At 59.7% G+C, this 17,333-nt stretch carries 15 protein-coding genes and 1 pseudogene; 7 read left to right on the top strand and 9 right to left on the bottom strand.

The window, feature by feature from the left end:
* Positions 1-183 precede the first annotated feature (183 nt).
* The 3 genes from nadE to ABJ99_RS02360 all read right to left on the bottom strand — a co-directional run bounded on the left by nadE (position 184) and on the right by ABJ99_RS02360 (position 3,266).
* Positions 184-1,011 carry an ammonia-dependent NAD(+) synthetase gene (gene nadE, locus ABJ99_RS02370; protein ID WP_054084457.1) on the bottom strand — a complete coding sequence of 276 codons (828 nt, stop codon included), beginning with the start codon at positions 1,009-1,011 and terminating at the stop codon, positions 184-186.
* 26 nt (positions 1,012-1,037) lie between these two features.
* Positions 1,038-2,261 carry a nicotinate phosphoribosyltransferase gene (gene pncB / locus ABJ99_RS02365; protein WP_054084456.1) on the bottom strand — a complete coding sequence of 408 codons (1,224 nt, stop codon included), beginning with the start codon at positions 2,259-2,261 and terminating at the stop codon, positions 1,038-1,040.
* Positions 2,262-2,360: 99 nt separating this feature from the next.
* Positions 2,361-3,266 carry a LysR substrate-binding domain-containing protein gene (locus ABJ99_RS02360; RefSeq protein ID WP_054084455.1) on the bottom strand — a complete coding sequence of 302 codons (906 nt, stop codon included), beginning with the start codon at positions 3,264-3,266 and terminating at the stop codon, positions 2,361-2,363.
* Between the two features lie 409 nt (positions 3,267-3,675).
* On the opposite strand from ABJ99_RS02360, the gene ABJ99_RS02355 reads away from it, so the two are divergent.
* From ABJ99_RS02355 to ABJ99_RS02330, 6 genes are all read left to right on the top strand, one after another.
* Positions 3,676-4,812, top strand: a complete 1,137-nt coding sequence (locus ABJ99_RS02355; protein WP_007250986.1) for a branched-chain amino acid ABC transporter substrate-binding protein — start codon at positions 3,676-3,678, stop codon at positions 4,810-4,812.
* 161 nt (positions 4,813-4,973) lie between these two features.
* A complete protein-coding gene (locus ABJ99_RS02350) occupies positions 4,974-5,888 on the top strand; it encodes an ABC transporter permease subunit (RefSeq protein WP_054080191.1) in 915 nt (304 codons plus the stop codon).
* A gap of 2 nt (positions 5,889-5,890) precedes the next feature.
* Positions 5,891-7,204, top strand: a complete 1,314-nt coding sequence (livM, locus tag ABJ99_RS02345; RefSeq protein WP_054084454.1) for a high-affinity branched-chain amino acid ABC transporter permease LivM — start codon at positions 5,891-5,893, stop codon at positions 7,202-7,204.
* On the top strand, positions 7,201-8,076 hold the full coding sequence (locus ABJ99_RS02340; protein ID WP_054084453.1) for an ABC transporter ATP-binding protein: 876 nt from the start codon (positions 7,201-7,203) through the stop codon (positions 8,074-8,076). The genes livM and ABJ99_RS02340 overlap by 4 nt, the downstream gene beginning before the upstream one ends.
* Positions 8,073-8,789, top strand: a complete 717-nt coding sequence (locus tag ABJ99_RS02335; protein ID WP_007250981.1) for an ABC transporter ATP-binding protein — start codon at positions 8,073-8,075, stop codon at positions 8,787-8,789. The genes ABJ99_RS02340 and ABJ99_RS02335 overlap by 4 nt, the downstream gene beginning before the upstream one ends.
* A 720-nt stretch (positions 8,790-9,509) precedes the next feature.
* Positions 9,510-10,274, top strand: coding sequence for an SDR family oxidoreductase (locus ABJ99_RS02330; protein ID WP_054084452.1), 765 nt, complete (start codon positions 9,510-9,512; stop codon positions 10,272-10,274).
* Here the strand turns inward: ABJ99_RS02330 and ABJ99_RS02325 are convergent.
* The 6 genes and pseudogenes from ABJ99_RS02325 to ABJ99_RS02300 all read right to left on the bottom strand — a co-directional run bounded on the left by ABJ99_RS02325 (position 10,275) and on the right by ABJ99_RS02300 (position 14,948).
* Positions 10,275-11,488: pseudogene (locus tag ABJ99_RS02325) on the bottom strand (AGE family epimerase/isomerase).
* A 138-nt stretch (positions 11,489-11,626) separates the two neighbouring features.
* Complete coding sequence (locus ABJ99_RS02320; RefSeq protein WP_054084451.1) at positions 11,627-12,199, bottom strand: HupE/UreJ family protein; 573 nt, start codon at positions 12,197-12,199, stop codon at positions 11,627-11,629.
* A 25-nt stretch (positions 12,200-12,224) separates the two neighbouring features.
* Positions 12,225-12,842, bottom strand: coding sequence for an urease accessory protein UreG (ureG, locus tag ABJ99_RS02315; protein ID WP_007250976.1), 618 nt, complete (start codon positions 12,840-12,842; stop codon positions 12,225-12,227).
* Between the two features lie 21 nt (positions 12,843-12,863).
* Positions 12,864-13,538 carry an urease accessory protein UreF gene (locus tag ABJ99_RS02310; protein WP_054084450.1) on the bottom strand — a complete coding sequence of 225 codons (675 nt, stop codon included), beginning with the start codon at positions 13,536-13,538 and terminating at the stop codon, positions 12,864-12,866.
* Entirely contained in the window at positions 13,535-14,035 is a 501-nt protein-coding gene (gene ureE, locus ABJ99_RS02305; RefSeq protein WP_054084449.1) for an urease accessory protein UreE, read from the bottom strand. The genes ABJ99_RS02310 and ureE overlap by 4 nt, the downstream gene beginning before the upstream one ends.
* Before the next feature lie 280 nt (positions 14,036-14,315).
* The gene (locus tag ABJ99_RS02300) at positions 14,316-14,948 is read right to left on the bottom strand and encodes a TetR family transcriptional regulator (RefSeq protein WP_007250973.1); all 633 of its coding nucleotides are present in this window, start codon (positions 14,946-14,948) and stop codon (positions 14,316-14,318) included.
* A gap of 222 nt (positions 14,949-15,170) precedes the next feature.
* On the opposite strand from ABJ99_RS02300, the gene ABJ99_RS02295 reads away from it, so the two are divergent.
* Entirely contained in the window at positions 15,171-17,237 is a 2,067-nt protein-coding gene (locus tag ABJ99_RS02295) for an AsmA family protein (protein WP_054084448.1), read from the top strand.
* Positions 17,238-17,333: the final 96 nt, after the last annotated feature.

The following is a 17,333-nucleotide window of genomic DNA, read 5'->3' as shown; positions in this document are numbered from 1 at the left end:
TGTTCGCGAAGGCTTTATTTCAGGCAATACATCTTCAGCGGATGTACTGGCCTCTTCGCGAACAAGTTCGCTCCCATAGTGTGCGGCATGACAAGTGTCAGCCTGGACACCTCTCGCTCCGTGCGCTTAGCGGGAGTGCCGCGGGTGACGCTTCGCGTCACACATCTGTGCCACGCAGATCACTCAAGGCGCATAAGGCAGTTCGCGCTTGTGCTGAGTCTTGGCGTAGGTTTCGCAAATGATCCGGAACGCCTCTTCACGCAAAGGCTCGCCGTGCAGGAAGGCGTCGATCTCGGCGTAGGTCACGCCGTGCGAGGCTTCGTCCGGTTTGCCGGGGGATAGGTCTTCCAGGTCGGCCGTCGGGACTTTTTCAACCAGTGATTCCGGCGCGCCGAAATGGCGGGCGATGGCGCGTACCTGGTTTTTCACCAGGCCGCTCAACGGTGCCAGATCGCAGGCGCCGTCGCCGAACTTGGTGAAGAAACCCATCACCGCTTCGGCCGCATGGTCGGTGCCGATCACCAGCCCCTGATACGCCCCGGCGACGGTGTACTGGGCGACCATGCGCATGCGCGCCTTGGTGTTACCGAGCACAAAGTCCACAGCGCTGGCCGGCAGCCCGTCGAAGGCCTTTACCTCAGCAGCCAGCGCCTTGACGCTGGAGCCAATGTTGATGGTGTGGCGTTCGTCCGGCTCGATGAAATCCACTGAAGCCTGAGCCTCATGCTCGTCCGCTTGCACCACATAGGGCAGGCGCATGGCAATAAAACGGTAGCTTTCATCACCAGTGCTCGCGCGCAATTCCTTGACTGCGCGTTGTGCCAGCAGGCCTGCGGTCAGCGAGTCGACGCCGCCACTGATACCCAGTACCAGTGTCTTGAGGCGTGCGTTCTGCAGGCACTCCTTGATGAAATTGACGCGGCGGGCGACTTCGGCCTGCAACGCATTCTGGTCCGCAAAAGGTGGCTGGACCTTGAGCTGTTCAGCAATCTGGCGCTGTACGGCGTGCATGATTCACTCCTCGTAATTAGGACAATTCAAGCGGATTTTTCAGGCGTAGGCAAAGTCGGTACCTTGAACACATGGCGCAGGTAGGCGACAAAGTTCGGGTCCTTGCATTGCGTCTTGCCTGGCTCGTCGGAGATCTTGGCAACGGCCTGACCTGCACAGGCGGTCATTTTCAGCACCATGTTCATCGGCGCAATGCCCGGTATGTCTGCGGTCAGGTTAGTCCCGATTCCGAAACTGACATTGATACGTCCGCGCAGTGCACGGAAAATCTCCAGTGACTTCTGCAGATTCAGGCCATCGGAAAACACCAGCGTCTTGCTCATCGGGTCGATGCCGAGCTTCTGGTAATGCGCGATGCATTTTTCGGCCCACTTTACCGGGTCGCCCGAATCATGGCGCAAGCCGTCGAACAGTTTGGCGAAGTACAGATCGAAGTCGTTCAGGAAGGCATCGGTGGTGATGCAGTCCGTCAAGGCGATGCCCAGCAGGCCGCGGTACTCGCGAACCCAGCAATCCAGCGCGGCGATCTGGCTGTCAATCAGGCGCGGCCCCAGTTGCTGGTGAGCCATGATCCATTCATGGGCCATCGTGCCAAGCGGCTTCAGATCGAGCTGGCGCGCCAGGTGCACGTTGCTGGTGCCGACGAACTGCCCGGGGAAATCGTTTTTCAGTACGCCGAGAATGTCTTCCTGCACGCGATAGGAAAACCGTCTGCGCGTCCCGAAATCCGCCACTTTCAGCTCGGCCAGCTCATCCGGCGTGGCATTGCTGGTCAGCCATTCGAACTTCTCATACAAACGATCCCGCGCCTGGCTCAGCAGGGTGTCCGGGTAACGGTGCCGATTGCGCACTTCGCTGACGATGGCCAGCAACGGCACTTCGAACAGGATCACATGCAGCCACGGCCCGTGCAGGCGAATGCACAGTTCGTCGTTCTCGATCGTGGTTTTCACGTAGCGGGTATTGAAGCGGAACAGGCCGAGAAACCTGAGGAAGTCCGGCTTGATGAAGGTGATACGCTCCAGAAAGACCAGATGTTCAGGGGTCAGGGACAGCTCGCACAGCAGCTCGATCTGGTGCTTGATTTCACCCAGGTAGGGGCGAAGATCCTCGCCGTTTCGGCAGCGAAACTCCCACTCGACGTCCACGTTGGGGTAGTTGTGCAGGACAGCCTGCATCATGGTCAGCTTGTAGAAATCGGTATCGAGCAGGTTTTGCACGATGCGATTGGAAAAGGCGCTCTCGCTCATTGAATCGGGCTCTCCAGAGCAGCCGGATAATGTCGGGCTCGTGACTTCCTGTCTGTCAGCACGGAAAGCTCACGGCCGGATGGGGGTGCATTGTCGCCTTTAAGCTGGCGATTGATCCAACTGTTCCAGCATCCATTGTAGAAAAACCCGGATTTTGCGCACGTCGGCGGTGTGTTCCGGATAGGACAGGTAGTAGGCGCTGTTAGTGCTGGGCAATGCGTAATCCCAGGCAATCACCAGTTTGCCCTCGGCCAGTTCTTCCTCGATCAGAAAGCGCGGCAGCAGCGCAACGCCACAGCCGACCTGAGCTGCGCGGATGCACATGTAGAAGGTTTCAAAGCGCGGCCCGTGATAGCTGTGGCCGGAGTGGTAGCCCTGACTGTCGAACCACTCGTGCCAGGCCTGCGGGCGGAAGGCGTTCTGCAACAGGACCAGCTCGCTCAATTGGGTCGGGTCGGTGAAGGGTGTATCAGGCAGGCTGTCGGGTGAACACACCGGCACCAGTTGCTCGCCGAACAGCTTCACACTTTCTGCGCCGGGAATGGCGGCCTGACCGAAGTAGAACGACACATCGCAACGGCCTTTGATCAAATCATCGGGCTCCTGCTCGCTCAGCAGGTCCAGGTGAATGTGCGGGTGGCGCAGACGCCAGCCTTTGAGGCGTGGCACCAGCCAGCGGGCGCCGAAGGTCGACGGCGTCGAAACCCGCAGGACCTCGGTTTCGCCACCATAAGAGCGCAGAAAGTGGGTGGACATCTCGATCTGCGTGAGGATCTTGCGCACCTCCGCCAGGTACAGCGCGCCCGCCGGTGTCAGTTGCAGGCGACGACGTACGCGCTGAAAAAGCAGGTGCTGCACCAACTCTTCAAGCTGCGCGACTTGTTTGCTGACCGCGCTCTGGGTCAGGTTCAACTCTTCGGCGGCACGTGTGAAGCTCAAATGCCGGGTGACCGCCTCAAAGCATTGCAGGGCGGCGATCGACGGCAGATGGCGTTTGTTCAGCATGGCAGGGCTTCTCTGTTTTGCGACACGAGCGTGCTGACGTCAGCAACGCGGCTCGCGATGAAACGGTAACAGACCCTAGCCTCTAATGGTGCGTCTCGTAGCGTTCGCGCACCGCGCGTGTGCACTTCGGTGACGTGTGTTGTTACAACTGGGTTGTCCATCGGGCTCTGTGCAGGTTGCGACTCGAATCGACACGGGTTGCGCTTTTCCGAGAGAGGGTTGCACCTTCTGCGCTTGAAGCAATTGCGAAGCCTTCTTGCAAGTCATTCGGGCCGTTGATTGGCACGAGCACACGACATTTTCGATTACCAAAAAGCAATGGCACGCGCCTTGCTCTAAGCAAAAAGCAAAGCTGTATCTGTTCGATCATGAAAGTGCCAACTAAAAAAAATCCTCAGGAGCACCACTTATGTCGCATACGTTTTACAGGAAAGGTTTTCTTGCAATCGCAGTGGCAACTGCGTTGGGCGTGTCTTCGTTTGCACAGGCGGACGTGAAAATCGGTGTGGCAGGGCCAATGACGGGCGCTAACGCATCGTTCGGTCAGCAATACATGAAAGGTGCACAAGCCGCGGCCGATGCAATCAACAAGGCGGGTGGTGTGAACGGGGAGAAAATCGTCCTGGTCGCAGGTGATGATGCCTGTGAACCGAAGCAGGCAGTCGCGGTTGCCAACCGCCTCGTCGACCAGGAAAAAGTGATTGGTGTCGTCGGGCACTTCTGTTCTTCGTCGACCATTCCTGCTTCGGAGATCTATGGTGATGCAGGCGTGATTGCCATCACCCCTGGCTCGACCAACCCGGCAGTGACCGAGCGCGGCCTGAAAGAAATGTTCCGCATGTGCGGTCGTGATGACCAGCAGGGTATCGTTGCAGGCGATTACATCGTCGACGTGCTCAAGGGCAAGAAAGTCGCGGTCATCAATGACAAGGACACCTACGGCAAGGGCCTCGCTGATGCAACGGCCAAGCAACTGACGGCGCGTGGCGTCAAGCCGATACTTGAGGAGGGTCTGACCCGTGGCGAGAAAGATTTCAGTGCCCTGGTCACGAAGATTCGTTCGGTTGGTGCTGATGTCGTGTACTTCGGCGGTCTGCACCCGGAAGCCGGTCCACTGGTTCGCCAGATGCGTGAGCAGGGCCTCAAGGACGTCAAGTTCATGTCTGACGATGGCGTCGTGACTGACGAGCTGGTCACCACCGCTGGCGGCGCGCAGTACGTCGATGGCGTGTACATGACCTTTGGTGCCGATCCTCGCGCACTGCCGGACAGCAAGGCCGTCGTGGATGAGTTCCGCAAAGCCGGTTACGAGCCTGAAGGCTACACGCTGTATGCTTACGCTTCCATACAGGCCCTGGCTGCCGGTTTCAATGGCGCCAAGTCCAACAAGAGCGACAAGGCCGCCGAGTGGCTCAAGGCCAACCCGGTCAAGACCGTCATGGGTGAAAAAGCCTGGGATGCCAAAGGTGACCTGAAAGTCTCCGACTACGTGGTTTACCAGTGGGACGCCACCGGCAAATACAAGCAACTCGAAAAACAGAAGTGAGATAAGCCTCGCGTCAGTTCTGCACGGCAGAGGCTGACCCGGTGATGGGCTCGCCCATGAGCGAGCCTGCATCTCTTTTGTTGTTTTCGGACCTGCCGGTCGCGCCTCACGAGGGACCGACCGGCAGGGTGCTGAGCTGCCTTCCTGTGTGAGCGTGTGTGATGGACGGAATTTTCCTGCAACAAATGATCAACGGACTCACCCTGGGGTCGGTCTATGGTCTCATCGCCATCGGCTACACGATGGTGTACGGCATCATCGGCATGATCAACTTCGCCCACGGCGACGTGTACATGATTTCCGCCTACCTGGCCGCTATCGGCCTCGCGGTTCTGTCTTTCTTCGGCGTGGAATCCTTTCCATTCCTGATTCTCGGCACGCTGGTTTTCACCATCGTGGTGACCGGTGTCTACGGCTTCGTCATCGAGCGTGTGGCCTACAAGCCGCTGCGCAACTCGACCCGTCTGGCACCGCTGATCAGTGCCATCGGTATTTCCCTGATCCTGCAGAACTACGCGCAGATCAGTCAGGGCGCCCGCCAGCAAGGCGTGCCAACGCTGCTTGAAGGGGCGTGGCGCTTCGAAGTCGGCAGCGGCTTCGTGCAGATCACCTACACCAAGATCTTCATCCTCATCGCCGCGTTCGTCGGCATGGGCGTGCTGACCTACATCATCAAGTACACCAAGCTGGGCCGCATGTGCCGGGCTACCCAGCAAGACCGCAAGATGGCGTCAATCCTCGGCATCAACACCGACCGGGTCATTTCCTACGTGTTCATCATTGGTGCTGCCATGGCGGCGCTGGCCGGTGTGCTGATCACCATGAACTACGGCACCTTTGATTTCTACGCCGGGTTCATCATCGGCATCAAGGCGTTCACGGCTGCGGTGCTGGGCGGGATCGGTTCGCTGCCGGGTGCCATGCTGGGCGGTTTGATCCTGGGGGTTGCCGAGTCGCAGTTCTCCGGTCTGATCAACTCCGATTACAAAGACGTGTTCAGTTTCGGCCTGCTGGTCCTGATCCTGATTTTCCGTCCCCAAGGCCTGCTGGGGCGCCCACTCGTGGCGAAGGTATAAGTATGTCCGTTTCTGCCGCTATTCCCGTCTCCAAACCTGTCGACATCAAGAAAAGCCTGATCGATGCCGTGATCGCCGGGTTACTGGCCTTGATTGTGTTCGGCCCGATCGTCGGTATCGTGCTCGACGGCTACAGCTTCAACCTGCAACCGACCCGTGTGGCCTGGCTGGTCGCCATCGTCATGGCCGGGCGCTTTCTGATCAGTCTGTTCTTGCAGACGCCCAGCGGCCTGCGCGTGTCGCAAAGCTTCGAAAGTTCAGACTCCGGCGTGCATGTGCTCAAGCCGGATCACCGCTCGCGCCTGTACTGGATCATCCCGCTGCTGATCGTGATCGCCATCGTGTTCCCGATCTTTGCAAACAAGTACATCCTGACCGTGGTCATTCTCGGTCTGATTTACGTGTTGTTGGGGCTGGGGCTGAACATCGTGGTCGGCCTCGCAGGGCTGCTCGATCTGGGCTACGTGGCGTTCTACGCCATCGGAGCCTATGGCCTGGCGCTTGGCTATCAGTATCTGGGCCTGGGGTTCTGGTCGGCGTTGCCGCTGGCGGCGATTGCTGCGGCGCTTGCCGGATGCATTCTCGGTTTTCCGGTGTTACGTATGCATGGTGACTATCTGGCCATCGTGACGCTCGGGTTCGGCGAGATCATCCGTCTGGTGTTGAACAACTGGCTGTCGTTCACGGGCGGGCCAAATGGTGTGCCTGTCCCGGCACCGACCTTTTTTGGCCTGGAATTCGGACGTCGTGCCAAGGACGGAGGGGTTCCGATCCACGAATATTTCGGTTTCGATTACAACCCGGATCTGAAATTCATCTTCATCTATACCGTGCTGTTCCTTGTGGTGCTGGCGGTGCTGTTCATCAAGCACCGCCTGACCCGCATGCCGATCGGCCGTGCCTGGGAAGCCTTGCGTGAGGACGAGATCGCCTGCCGCTCGATGGGCCTCAATCACGTGCTGGTCAAACTCTCGGCGTTTACCATCGGTGCCTCGACAGCAGGGCTGGCGGGGGTGTTTTTCGCCAGCTATCAGGGCTTCGTCAACCCGACGTCGTTCACCTTCTTCGAGTCGGCGCTGATTCTGGCCATCGTGGTGCTGGGCGGCATGGGCTCGACCGTGGGTGTGGTGATTGCCGCCTTCGTGCTGACCGTCGCGCCTGAACTGCTGCGCAGCTTCTCCGAGTACCGCGTGTTGCTGTTCGGGATTCTGATGGTGCTGATGATGATCTGGCGGCCACGCGGACTGATCCGTATCAGCCGTACCGGTGTGAAACCACGCAAGGGTGCACTGGTGACAGAAGGAGGTGCGCGATGAGTAACGAAGTGATTCTCTCCGTCGAGCACCTGATGATGCATTTTGGCGGCATCAAGGCCCTCAGCGACGTCAGCCTCAAGGTCCGGCGCAACTCGATCTTCGCCCTGATCGGCCCCAACGGCGCGGGCAAGACCACGGTTTTCAACTGCCTGACCGGTTTCTACAAGGCCACGGGCGGGCGCATCGAGCTGCACACCCGCGGCAAGACCACCGACGTGATCCGGCTGCTGGGCGAACCCTTCAAGGCCACCGACTTCGTGTCGCCGAAAAGCTTCCTCAGCCGTGTGTACTACAAGATGTTTGGCGGCACTCACCTGGTCAACCGGGCCGGGTTGGCGCGCACCTTCCAGAACATTCGCCTGTTCAAGGAAATGTCGGTTGTCGAGAACCTGCTGGTCGCCCAGCACATGTGGGTCAACCGCAGCCTGATCAGCGGGATTCTCAACACCAAGGGCTATCGCCAGGCCGAAGAGGACGCGCTCGATACCGCGTTCTACTGGCTGGAGGTGGTCGATCTGGTGGACTGTGCCAACCGTCTGGCTGGCGAGCTGTCCTATGGCCAGCAACGTCGGTTGGAGATCGCCCGCGCCATGTGCACGCGTCCACAGGTGATCTGCCTGGACGAACCGGCTGCCGGCCTCAACCCGCAGGAAACCGAAGCGCTGAGCGGCATGATCCGCCTGCTGCGCGATGAACACGACATGACCATCGTGCTGATCGAGCACGACATGGGCATGGTCATGGGTATTTCCGACGATATTGTGGTGCTCGACCACGGCAACGTGATTGCCATGGGCGGGCCGGAACAGATCCGTAACGATCCGAAGGTGATCGCGGCGTACCTGGGCGCTGATGAAGAGGAGCTGGTATGAGCAAGCCGATCCTCGAACTGAAAGAGATCGATGTGTTTTACGGGCCGATTCAGGCCCTCAAGAAAGTCTCGCTGCACATCAATGAAGGCGAAACGGTGAGCCTGATCGGCTCCAACGGTGCGGGCAAATCCACGCTGCTGATGTCGATCTTCGGCCAGCCGCGCGCTGCCAACGGGCAGATCATCTATCAGGGCACCGACATCACCCAGAAGTCCTCGCACTACATCGCCTCCAACGGCATTGCGCAGTCGCCGGAAGGGCGGCGGGTGTTCCCCGACATGTCGGTCGAGGAAAACCTGATGATGGGCACCATCCCGATTGGCGACAAGCATTCGGCTGAGGATATGCAGCGCATGTTCGAACTGTTTCCGCGCCTCAAGGAGCGCCGCAATCAGCGCGCCATGACCATGTCCGGCGGCGAACAGCAAATGCTCGCCATCGCCCGCGCATTGATGAGCCGGCCCAAATTGCTGCTGCTTGACGAACCGAGCCTCGGTCTGGCGCCGATCATCGTCAAACAGATCTTCTCGACCCTGCGCGAACTGGCCGCCACCGGGATGACCATCTTTCTGGTCGAGCAGAACGCCAACCATGCGCTCAAGCTGTCTGACCGCGCCTACGTGATGGTCAACGGCGAGATCCGTTTGTCCGGCACCGGTCAGGAATTGCTGGTCAATGAAGAGGTCAGGAACGCTTATCTGGGCGGCCACTGAGTCAGTCAACACTTCACCGTTTTCTGCGCACGCCCCGGACGTTCACCTGTCCGGGGCGTCGTTGTCTGCAATTGTGGAAAACAATTTTGACGGACCTCCAGACTGCGACATAAAACCGCTGCAAATGGTTGTTTTGTCACTGTTTCGACTTGTTCAGGTTTGCTGTGGAACCGGCTGTTAATAACTTGGGAGTATTTGCCCGCAGCCCTTTATGCATAAGGCCTGTAGCGAGCTGGTCAAATTTTGCACAAGGGTTTTCGGTCAACTTTTCGGTGTGTTTGTCAACAGCATTTGAGCTGGTCGTTCATACAGCTTTATTCAGCGTTCGACCTGTGGATAAGTCTGTGAACAAGCATTGGAAAGAGTGATCCAGCCGTTACCGTATCTGGGCTACAGGCCATCACGGTTTTCTGATGGTCTCCGGGCTGTTCAGGGTATCGATCAAAGTCAAGGAAAAAACTTTACATGTTGTGCTGCAGGCCCCGTATGGCGGGGCTTTCAGCGTAACCGAGTTGCCCCCAGAGATTGTGTGTCTGACTGTGGATAAGGTGGGCAAAACTGCCTGCAAGGCCCGGAACCTATGGCTTTGCTCGGGTTGATCATTTTTTGTACAGAGCAAGTCTGGATGTTGCATCGCAGTCCCGCAGGCGGGCATTCTGCTGCCCTGCCAATAACGTACTAACAGGCTGCGCGTATTTCGCGCCATGTCAGGAGAATCAAATGACTTCCACTGTATTTATCACGGGCGCCACTTCCGGTTTTGGCGAAGCCTGTGCGCGCCGTTTTGCCGAGGCGGGCTGGGGGCTGGTGCTGACCGGTCGCCGCAAGGACCGTCTGGATGCCCTGAGCGCCGAGCTGTCAAAGCAGACCAAGGTGCACACGCTGGTGCTGGATGTGCGCGACCGCAAGGCGATGGAGAGCGCCATCGCTGAGTTGCCTGAAGCCTTCACCAGCCTTCGCGGGCTGATCAACAACGCCGGTCTGGCGCTGGGGATCGATCCTGCGCCGAAGTGCGACCTGGATGACTGGGACACCATGATCGACACCAACGTGAAGGGCCTGGTCTACACCACCCGTCTGTTGCTGCCGCGCCTGATTGCGCATGGTCGCGGGGCGAGCATCGTCAACCTGGGATCAGTGGCCGGCAACTACCCGTATCCGGGCGGCAACGTGTATGGCGGCACCAAGGCCTTCGTCGGCCAGTTCTCGCTGAACCTGCGCAACGATCTGATCGGTACCGGTGTGCGTGTGACCAATCTGGAGCCGGGGCTGTGCGAGAGCGAGTTTTCGCTGGTGCGCTTCGGTGGTGATCAGGCCAAGTACGACGCCACTTATGCGGGGGCCGAGCCGATCCAGCCACAGGACATCGCTGACACGATTTTCTGGATCATGAATACGCCTGCGCACGTCAACATCAACAGTCTCGAACTGATGCCCGTCAGCCAGACCTGGGCCGGTTTTGCGATTGACCGCAATCGCGGCTGATCAGCTTACTGTTGGCACAGGCGGCGGGAACGCGGTGATGAAGCGATTCTCGATGTAGTCGGCCAGGCCGATGTAGCAGGTCGCCAGATGGTAAGGCGTGGTCGACGGCATATCGCTGCGACTCACGCGGCCATCGGGTTCGACGCATTCGTTCCAGCCCCTGGCGTGCAGAAAGCGCTGCTCGAACGCCAACAGTTGTTGGGCCAGCGCGGCCTCGCATTCGGGCCTCAGCGCCATCGCCCGCAAATATTCAGCCTGAGCCCAGATGCGCTGGGTCGCGTCGCGCACTGTGCCATCCAGCGTCAGCATGGCCGTTACAGCGCCGCTCTGCGCATCGACGCCCTGCGCCTGCGCATACGCAAACGCACGGGTCATGGATTCGTGCAGCTCGCGACCGTGCAGGTCGGGCGCAGATTGCAGCAGGAAGAACCACTCGAACTGATGGCCGGGCTCGTACCAGTTATCCACAGCGCCCAATGGTTTCTCCAGCATCACACCTGTCGCGGTATCGACGAAGCGGCGCTGCATGTGGATAACCAGCGCATCCATCGCCGATTGAGTGGCCGGGTCGGCACGCACCGACAGCGTCGCCAGAAAGGCTTCCGCCAGGTGCATCAACGGGTTCTGCAACGCGCCGGTACCCAGCGCTGACCAGTCCTCATCGAGTTGCGCTTCATACAGCCCGTCGTTGTCGGCGAAGCGTTCAGCCACCACGTTGAGCGCTGCGTTGAGGACTGATTCCGCCAGCGGGTCGCGCACCTTCGCCCAGTAATGCGCGCAGGCAAAGATGATGAACGCGTGGGTGTAGAGGTCCTTGCGGCGATCCAGTGGCTTGCCCTGTGGATCGATGCTGTAAAACCAGCCGCCATGCTCGGCATCATGGAAATGCTGCTGCAGCGAGCGGAACAATGCTCCGGCCCGGGTTCGCGCATCGGGTACTTCGGCGTGATCGATCAGGCTGGAAAACAGAAACAGCTGCCGCGCACAGGCCATCGCCCGATAGCGTTGCGGCGGCAGCGGCTGATCGTTGGCATCCAGTGCTTCATAAGGCAATGCCAATTGCGCATTCCAGCCCGGCCCCTGCCAGAGCGGCACGACGACGTTCAGGAAATGCTCCTGCAAGGCGGCGAAAACCGGGGTCAGTTCAGGGGTGGAGTCAGAGCTGGAAACAGAAGGCATCGGCGGCATCGCGGCAGTGTCGAAGTGCGCAGCATGTTATCAGGATTGCTGCGCCGGTGAGTATTCGGGACGCTGCGCTTGCACCGCTCGTTGCGCACGCTCCAGCGTGGCAATGCGGGTCGCGACGCTCTGCGTCGCAAGAGGACGCGGAGCGTTGGCACGAGATTCAGTTATCAGCCTGCCAGCAACCACACACCCGTCGCCGCCGAGGCTGCGCCGGCGAGGCGTACCAGTGGCGCAGCCGCTTGCGGCAGTACGCGCACCACGGCATAGCCCGCCGCATGCAATGCCGCAGTCGCCGCTACGAAACCTGCCGCATAAGCCCATGGGCTGGACATCTCTGGCAGCTCAAGACCATGCGCCACGCCATGAAACAGTGCGAACAGCGCAGTCGCCGCGACCGCCAGTGCCAGTGGTGGACGCACCGCCAGGGCCACTGCCAGGCCCAGCGCCAGCACCGAGGCGGCAATGCCGCTTTCCAGCGCAGGCAGGTTCAGGCCTTCGAAACCCAGAACGCCACCGATCAGCATGGTGCCGACAAAGGCACAAGGCAGCGCCCAGCGCGCCGCACCTTTTTGCTGCGCGGCCCACAGGCCCACGGCCAACATCGCCAGCAAATGGTCCAGCCCGCCCAGAGGGTGGCTGATACCGGCGATCAGGCCGTTATCGCCATGACCGGGGTGAGCCAGGGCCAACGTGGGTACTAACAGCAGGGCGAGGGCGCCCAAGGCTTTTTTGTAGTTCATCAACGGGTTCCTCAGGGGAGTGGATTCAGGCGGCCGCAGTCAGCAGGCCCTGGCGTTCGATAAAGGCAATGATCTGTTCCAGACCCTGACCGGTTTTCTGATTGCTGAAGACAAACGGCTTTTCGCCGCGCATCTTGCGCGTGTCGCTGTCCATCATCTCCAGCGACGCGCCCACCAACGGTGCAAGGTCGATCTTGTTGATCACCAGCAAGTCCGACTTGCAAATGCCAGGCCCGCCTTTGCGTGGCAGCTTGTCGCCAGCAGACACGTCGATCACATAGATCGTCAGGTCGGAAAGTTCGGGGCTGAATGTCGCTGACAGGTTGTCACCGCCGGACTCGACGATGATCATGTCCAGACCCTCAAAGCGTCGGTTGAGCTGGTCAACGGCTTCGAGATTGATCGATGCATCTTCGCGGATCGCCGTGTGTGGGCAGCCGCCGGTCTCGACGCCGATGATGCGCTCAGGTGCCAGCGCTTCGTTGCGCACCAGAAAGTCAGCGTCTTCACGGGTGTAGATATCGTTGGTCACCACCGCCAGGTTGTAGCGGTCGCGCAGGGCAAGGCACAACGCCAGGGTGAGAGCGGTCTTGCCGGAGCCGACCGGGCCACCGATACCGACGCGCAGGGGTTGGCTGTTCATTGAATTCTCCTTGGAGGCTGATCAGGACCGGAATAACCGGCTGTATTGACGTTCGTGCGCCATGCTCGCCAGCGCCAGGCCAAAAGCCGCGCTGCCGACAGAGTGTGTTTCGTGGTTGCTGGCATTGACCTGCGCTTGTTGCAGCAACGGCAGCAGTTCGCTGGTCAGGCGTTGCGCAGCCTGCTGGCCCAGCGGCAAGGTTTTCATCAGCACGGCCAGCTGGTTTTCCAGCCAGCTCCAGAGCCACGCGGCCAACGCGTCCTGCGGGCTGATCTGCCAGGTGCGCGCAGCCAGCGCCCAGCCCAGCGCCAAGTGCGGCTCTGCGGTTTGTTGCAGAAAATGGCGAGCATCGCGATCCAGTTCGGGCAGCCCATCGAGCAGTTGCTTCAGGGAATAGCCCATCTGACGGCTCTCCAGATGCAGTTCGCGCGTCTCGCGACTGGCGCGATGCTGTTCGCTGACTTGCAGCAGTTGGCCCCAATCGCCAACGGCTGCCGCTTCGCAATGCGCCAACAGCAAAGGCGCTTCGAAACGGGCGAGATTGAGCAATAATTGATCGCCGATCCAGCGCCCGGCGGTATGCGGATCGACCACAATGGCTTGTTCAACCGCCATTTCCAGCCCTTGCGAATAGCTGTAGCCGCCAATCGGCAGCTGCGGACTGGCCAGACGCAAAAGCGCCCAGGCGCTGTTCACGTGCGCACGCCGAACTGGTGCATGCGCGGCGGGTAGTTGAAGTCCTCTTCACCGGCACGCGAATGATGATGGCCGCCGCCATAGGCGCCGTGTTCCGGCTGGAAGGGCGCTTCGATGGATTCAGTGGTTGCGCCCAGTTGATCGAGCATTGCCTTGAGCACGTAATCGTCGAGCAGGCGCAGCCAGCCATCACCGACTTGCAGGGCGACATGGCGGTTGCCTAAATGATAAGCCGCGCGGGTCAGCTCGAAGGTGCTGCTGCACGTGACGTGCATCAGCTTCTCGGGGCGCGCGCAGACACGCACGATTCTGCCGTCCTCGGCCTGCAGAAATTCGCCATCGCGCAAAGGTGACTGACCGCGTTGCAGGAACAGCCCTACGTCTTCGTTTTCTGCACTGAAGCAGCGCAGACGGCTTTTGCTGCGCGCCTCGAAATTCAAATGCAGCTCGGCAGCCCATTCGGCCTGAGGTTCGATTCGATTGTGAATCACCAGCATCAGATAGTTTCCAGGCAATTGCGATGCTTCAAATCAGAGCAAGGTGCTTGCCAACAGCGCAGGATGTAGGAAATGGCTGGCGGAAATAGCTGACATTGATCTCAATGTAACCGGTCATGCCATTTTCTGGTGCGTAATTTCATGTGGGCACCAAAAAGATGCGAGCATCTGCATCGATGCGGGAGCCACCGGGGCGGCAATCCGCTTTGCTCGCGAAGGGGCTTGTCATGTCGTCAGGTGATTAAGCTTAAGCCTGTCATGCGTACCCTCGATTCAGCGCTCAATCATGACTGCCAAGCCCGCGCCAGTGGCGGGCGCCGATGAAGATGAAGCGCAGCTGCTGGGTGATCTTCGCCTGCGGCGTCAGATGCGGGGCGAGCGAGGCGGGTGGTGGGTCGATCAGCTCAGGCAGCATGGCGAACACACTTTTGACCACCAGGTCGGCAATGATCGACAACGCTTCGGCGTTCAGGTGGCGCCATTTGGGCATCTTCGCCAGGTCGGCAGTCAGGTCGGCGCTGATGCCCTCGCGCAGGGCACCCAGCGCCTGACGCACCTTCAGCGAGCCACCGTATTGTTCGCGGGCCAGAAACAGGAATTGCGAACGGTTGGCGGCAACGCGCTCGAGAAAGATCTTTACCGAGGCACGAATAAGGCCGCCCACGGCAAATTCGTTTTGCCGCACCAGCCGGATAGTCTCGCGGAAGGTCTGACCGACTTCGCTGACCAAGGCCAGACCCAGTTGGTCCATATCTTCAAAGTGGCGATAGAAACCTGTCGGTACAATGCCCGCCGTACGCGCCACTTCGCGCAGGCTCAGGCTGCCGAAACCACGACCGCTTTCCATCAATTGGTGGGCAGCGTCCATCAGGGCTCGGCGGGTCTGTTGTTTCTGTTCGGCGCGCGGCAGCATGGCTCAAACGATTCTTGGAATAGACTGGTGAGCACTTTACCAAATGCGCTTTGCCTGCGTCGAAGAGGTTTTAGCGCAGCCTATTCAAATGAGGGGCAGTGACGCTGCTGGCCTTTTGCTTGATTTCGTATTCCGATCAAACCCTCGGCGTGTTTGTCAGTCGAAGGATCATGTCGTATTCAGCGCGCCAGGGTCGGGGCGTTGTTTTCTGGAGATTCACGCATGACGCGTAGCCGCAAGATTTTCGCATGGACAGGTATCACGCTCGTGGTGCTGCTGGCCCTATTGGTCATCGTGATCGTCACTTTCGACTGGAATCGCATCAAGCCCACGCTCAACACAAAAGTCAGCGAAGCACTGCATCGCCCTTTCGCCATCAATGGCGATCTGGACGTGCGCTGGACCCGCGAGCCTGAACTGGGCGGCTGGCGCGCCTGGGTGCCGTCGCCGCATTTCGTCGCGGACGACCTGACGCTGGGCAATCCCGAGTGGTCAAAAACGCCGCAGATGGTCACCCTCAAACACGTAGAATTTCGCCTCTCCCTGCTGCCTTTGCTGGTCCAGCAAGTGGTCATTCCGCGTATCGACCTGGCCGGTCCTGAAGCGAAGCTGGAGCGGCTTGCCGACGGGCGTGCCAACTGGGTATTCGACCTGCCCAAGTCCGATCCGAATGCCGAGCCCTCCAAATGGGTGATCGATATCGGTGCCATCAAGTTCGATAAAGGCCTGGTGAGCTTCAATGATCAGACGCTGAACGCCAATCTGGATGTGGTGATCGACATGCTTGGCAAGCCTATCCCGTTCAGTGAAATCGTCGGCAGCAAAGAAGCGAAAAAAGCGCAGGACAAAGGTGCGGTGCCGCAGGACTACGCATTCGGTTTGGCGGTCACGGGCCAGTACCACGGTCAGAAACTGAGTGGCACTGGCAAGATTGGTGGCTTGCTGGCGCTCAAAGACGCGAATCAGCCATTCCCGGTGCAGGCAGACGTCAAGGTCGGCGACACCCATGCGGTGATCGCCGGGACCCTGACCGATCCACAGAACCTTGGCGCGCTGGACCTGCGCCTGAAGCTGTCCGGCGCCAGCCTGAGCAATCTGTATCCGCTGACCGGCGTGGCCTTGCCTGACTCGCCGGCCTATTCCACCGACGGCCGACTGGTCGCCAAGCTGCACGATGCGGCAGGCGCCAGCTTTCGTTATGAAGGCTTCAACGGCAAGATCGGCAACAGTGATATCCATGGCGACCTGGGCTATGTTGCCAGTCAGCCACGTCCCAGGCTGAGCGGCGTGCTGGTGTCCAATCAGTTGCTGTTCAGTGACCTTGCGCCCCTGATCGGTGCGGACTCCAATGCCGCGCAGAAGAAGCGCGGCGGTGAGAGCAAGCAGCCATCGGGTAAGGTCTTGCCGGTTGAAGAGTTTCAGACTGATCGCTGGCGCGCCATGGACGCCGACGTCGAGTTCACCGGCAAGCGCATCGTGCAAAGCCCTGATCTGCCGTTTACCGACCTCTACACTCACCTGATTCTCAATGATGGTCAGTTGAGTCTTGAGCCGCTGCGCTTTGGCGTGGCAGGTGGCAAGCTGGACGCCGATATTCGCCTCGACGGGCGCAACAAGCCATTGCAGGGCAGGGCCAGGCTGTCTGCGCGCAACTTCAAGCTCAAGCAACTGTTCCCGACCTTCGAGCCGATGAAAACCAGTTTCGGTGAGCTGAATGGCGATGCGGACATCAGTGGCCGGGGCAACTCGATTGCGGCCTTGCTTGGCACCGCCAACGGCGAAATGAAGATGCTGGTCAACGATGGCACGATCAGCCGGGGCCTGATGGAAATTGCCGGGCTCAACGTCGGCAACTACGTGGTGGGCAAACTGTTCGGCGACAAGGACGTGAAGATCAACTGCGCAGCTTCCGACTTCGGCATCAAGGATGGCTTGGCGACCAGTCGCCTGTTCGTCTTCGATACCGAGAACGCGATCATCTACATCAGCGGCACCGCCAACATGAAGACCGAACAGCTGGATTTGCAGGTCAACCCGGAATCCAAGGGCTTCCGCGTGTTCTCGTTGCGTTCGCCGCTGTACGTCAACGGCCCGTTCGCCAAACCCAACGCCGGCGTGCAGTCCGGCCCCCTGCTGTTGCGCGGCGCCGGCATGGTCCTGCTCGGCGCGACCGTAGGCCCGGTGGCAGGCTTGCTGGCACTGGTTGCGACCGGTGACAACGAACCGAACCAATGCGGCCCGCTGCTGGAACAGATGCGCACCGGCAAGGCGCCGAAGACGGTGAAGTGATTTCCAGAAATGCACTGTCGCGCTGGAATGGTCAGCGTTATACACAAGTCCTGAAAAAACCGGAAAAACGGTGCTTTTGTAGGAGCGGACTTGTCC

This window comes from Pseudomonas syringae pv. cilantro, from assembly GCF_001293775.1.
In the GTDB taxonomy this organism is placed as follows: Bacteria; Pseudomonadota; Gammaproteobacteria; order Pseudomonadales; family Pseudomonadaceae; genus Aquipseudomonas; species Aquipseudomonas syringae_P.
Note: the sequence above shows the minus strand (reverse complement) of the source record. Positions and strands in the feature narration are given on the sequence as shown.

Excerpts from the sequence above, each read along its gene's own strand:
- ureG (WP_007250976.1), bottom strand. The coding sequence starts at position 12,842 with ATGAACAGCCAACCCCTGCGCGTCGGTATCGGTGGCCCGGTCGGCTCC.
- ABJ99_RS02355 (WP_007250986.1), top strand. The coding sequence starts at position 3,676 with ATGTCGCATACGTTTTACAGGAAAGGTTTTCTTGCAATCGCAGTGGCA.
- ureE (WP_054084449.1), bottom strand. The coding sequence starts at position 14,035 with ATGCTGGTGATTCACAATCGAATCGAACCTCAGGCCGAATGGGCTGCC.
- ABJ99_RS02350 (WP_054080191.1), top strand. The coding sequence starts at position 4,974 with ATGGACGGAATTTTCCTGCAACAAATGATCAACGGACTCACCCTGGGG.
- ABJ99_RS02300 (WP_007250973.1), bottom strand. The coding sequence starts at position 14,948 with ATGCTGCCGCGCGCCGAACAGAAACAACAGACCCGCCGAGCCCTGATG.
- nadE (WP_054084457.1), bottom strand. The coding sequence starts at position 1,011 with ATGCACGCCGTACAGCGCCAGATTGCTGAACAGCTCAAGGTCCAGCCA.
- ABJ99_RS02320 (WP_054084451.1), bottom strand. The coding sequence starts at position 12,199 with ATGAACTACAAAAAAGCCTTGGGCGCCCTCGCCCTGCTGTTAGTACCC.
- ABJ99_RS02295 (WP_054084448.1), top strand. The coding sequence starts at position 15,171 with ATGACGCGTAGCCGCAAGATTTTCGCATGGACAGGTATCACGCTCGTG.
- ABJ99_RS02360 (WP_054084455.1), bottom strand. The coding sequence starts at position 3,266 with ATGCTGAACAAACGCCATCTGCCGTCGATCGCCGCCCTGCAATGCTTT.
- ABJ99_RS02330 (WP_054084452.1), top strand. The coding sequence starts at position 9,510 with ATGACTTCCACTGTATTTATCACGGGCGCCACTTCCGGTTTTGGCGAA.
- livM (WP_054084454.1), top strand. The coding sequence starts at position 5,891 with ATGTCCGTTTCTGCCGCTATTCCCGTCTCCAAACCTGTCGACATCAAG.
- pncB (WP_054084456.1), bottom strand. The coding sequence starts at position 2,261 with ATGAGCGAGAGCGCCTTTTCCAATCGCATCGTGCAAAACCTGCTCGAT.
- ABJ99_RS02335 (WP_007250981.1), top strand. The coding sequence starts at position 8,073 with ATGAGCAAGCCGATCCTCGAACTGAAAGAGATCGATGTGTTTTACGGG.
- ABJ99_RS02340 (WP_054084453.1), top strand. The coding sequence starts at position 7,201 with ATGAGTAACGAAGTGATTCTCTCCGTCGAGCACCTGATGATGCATTTT.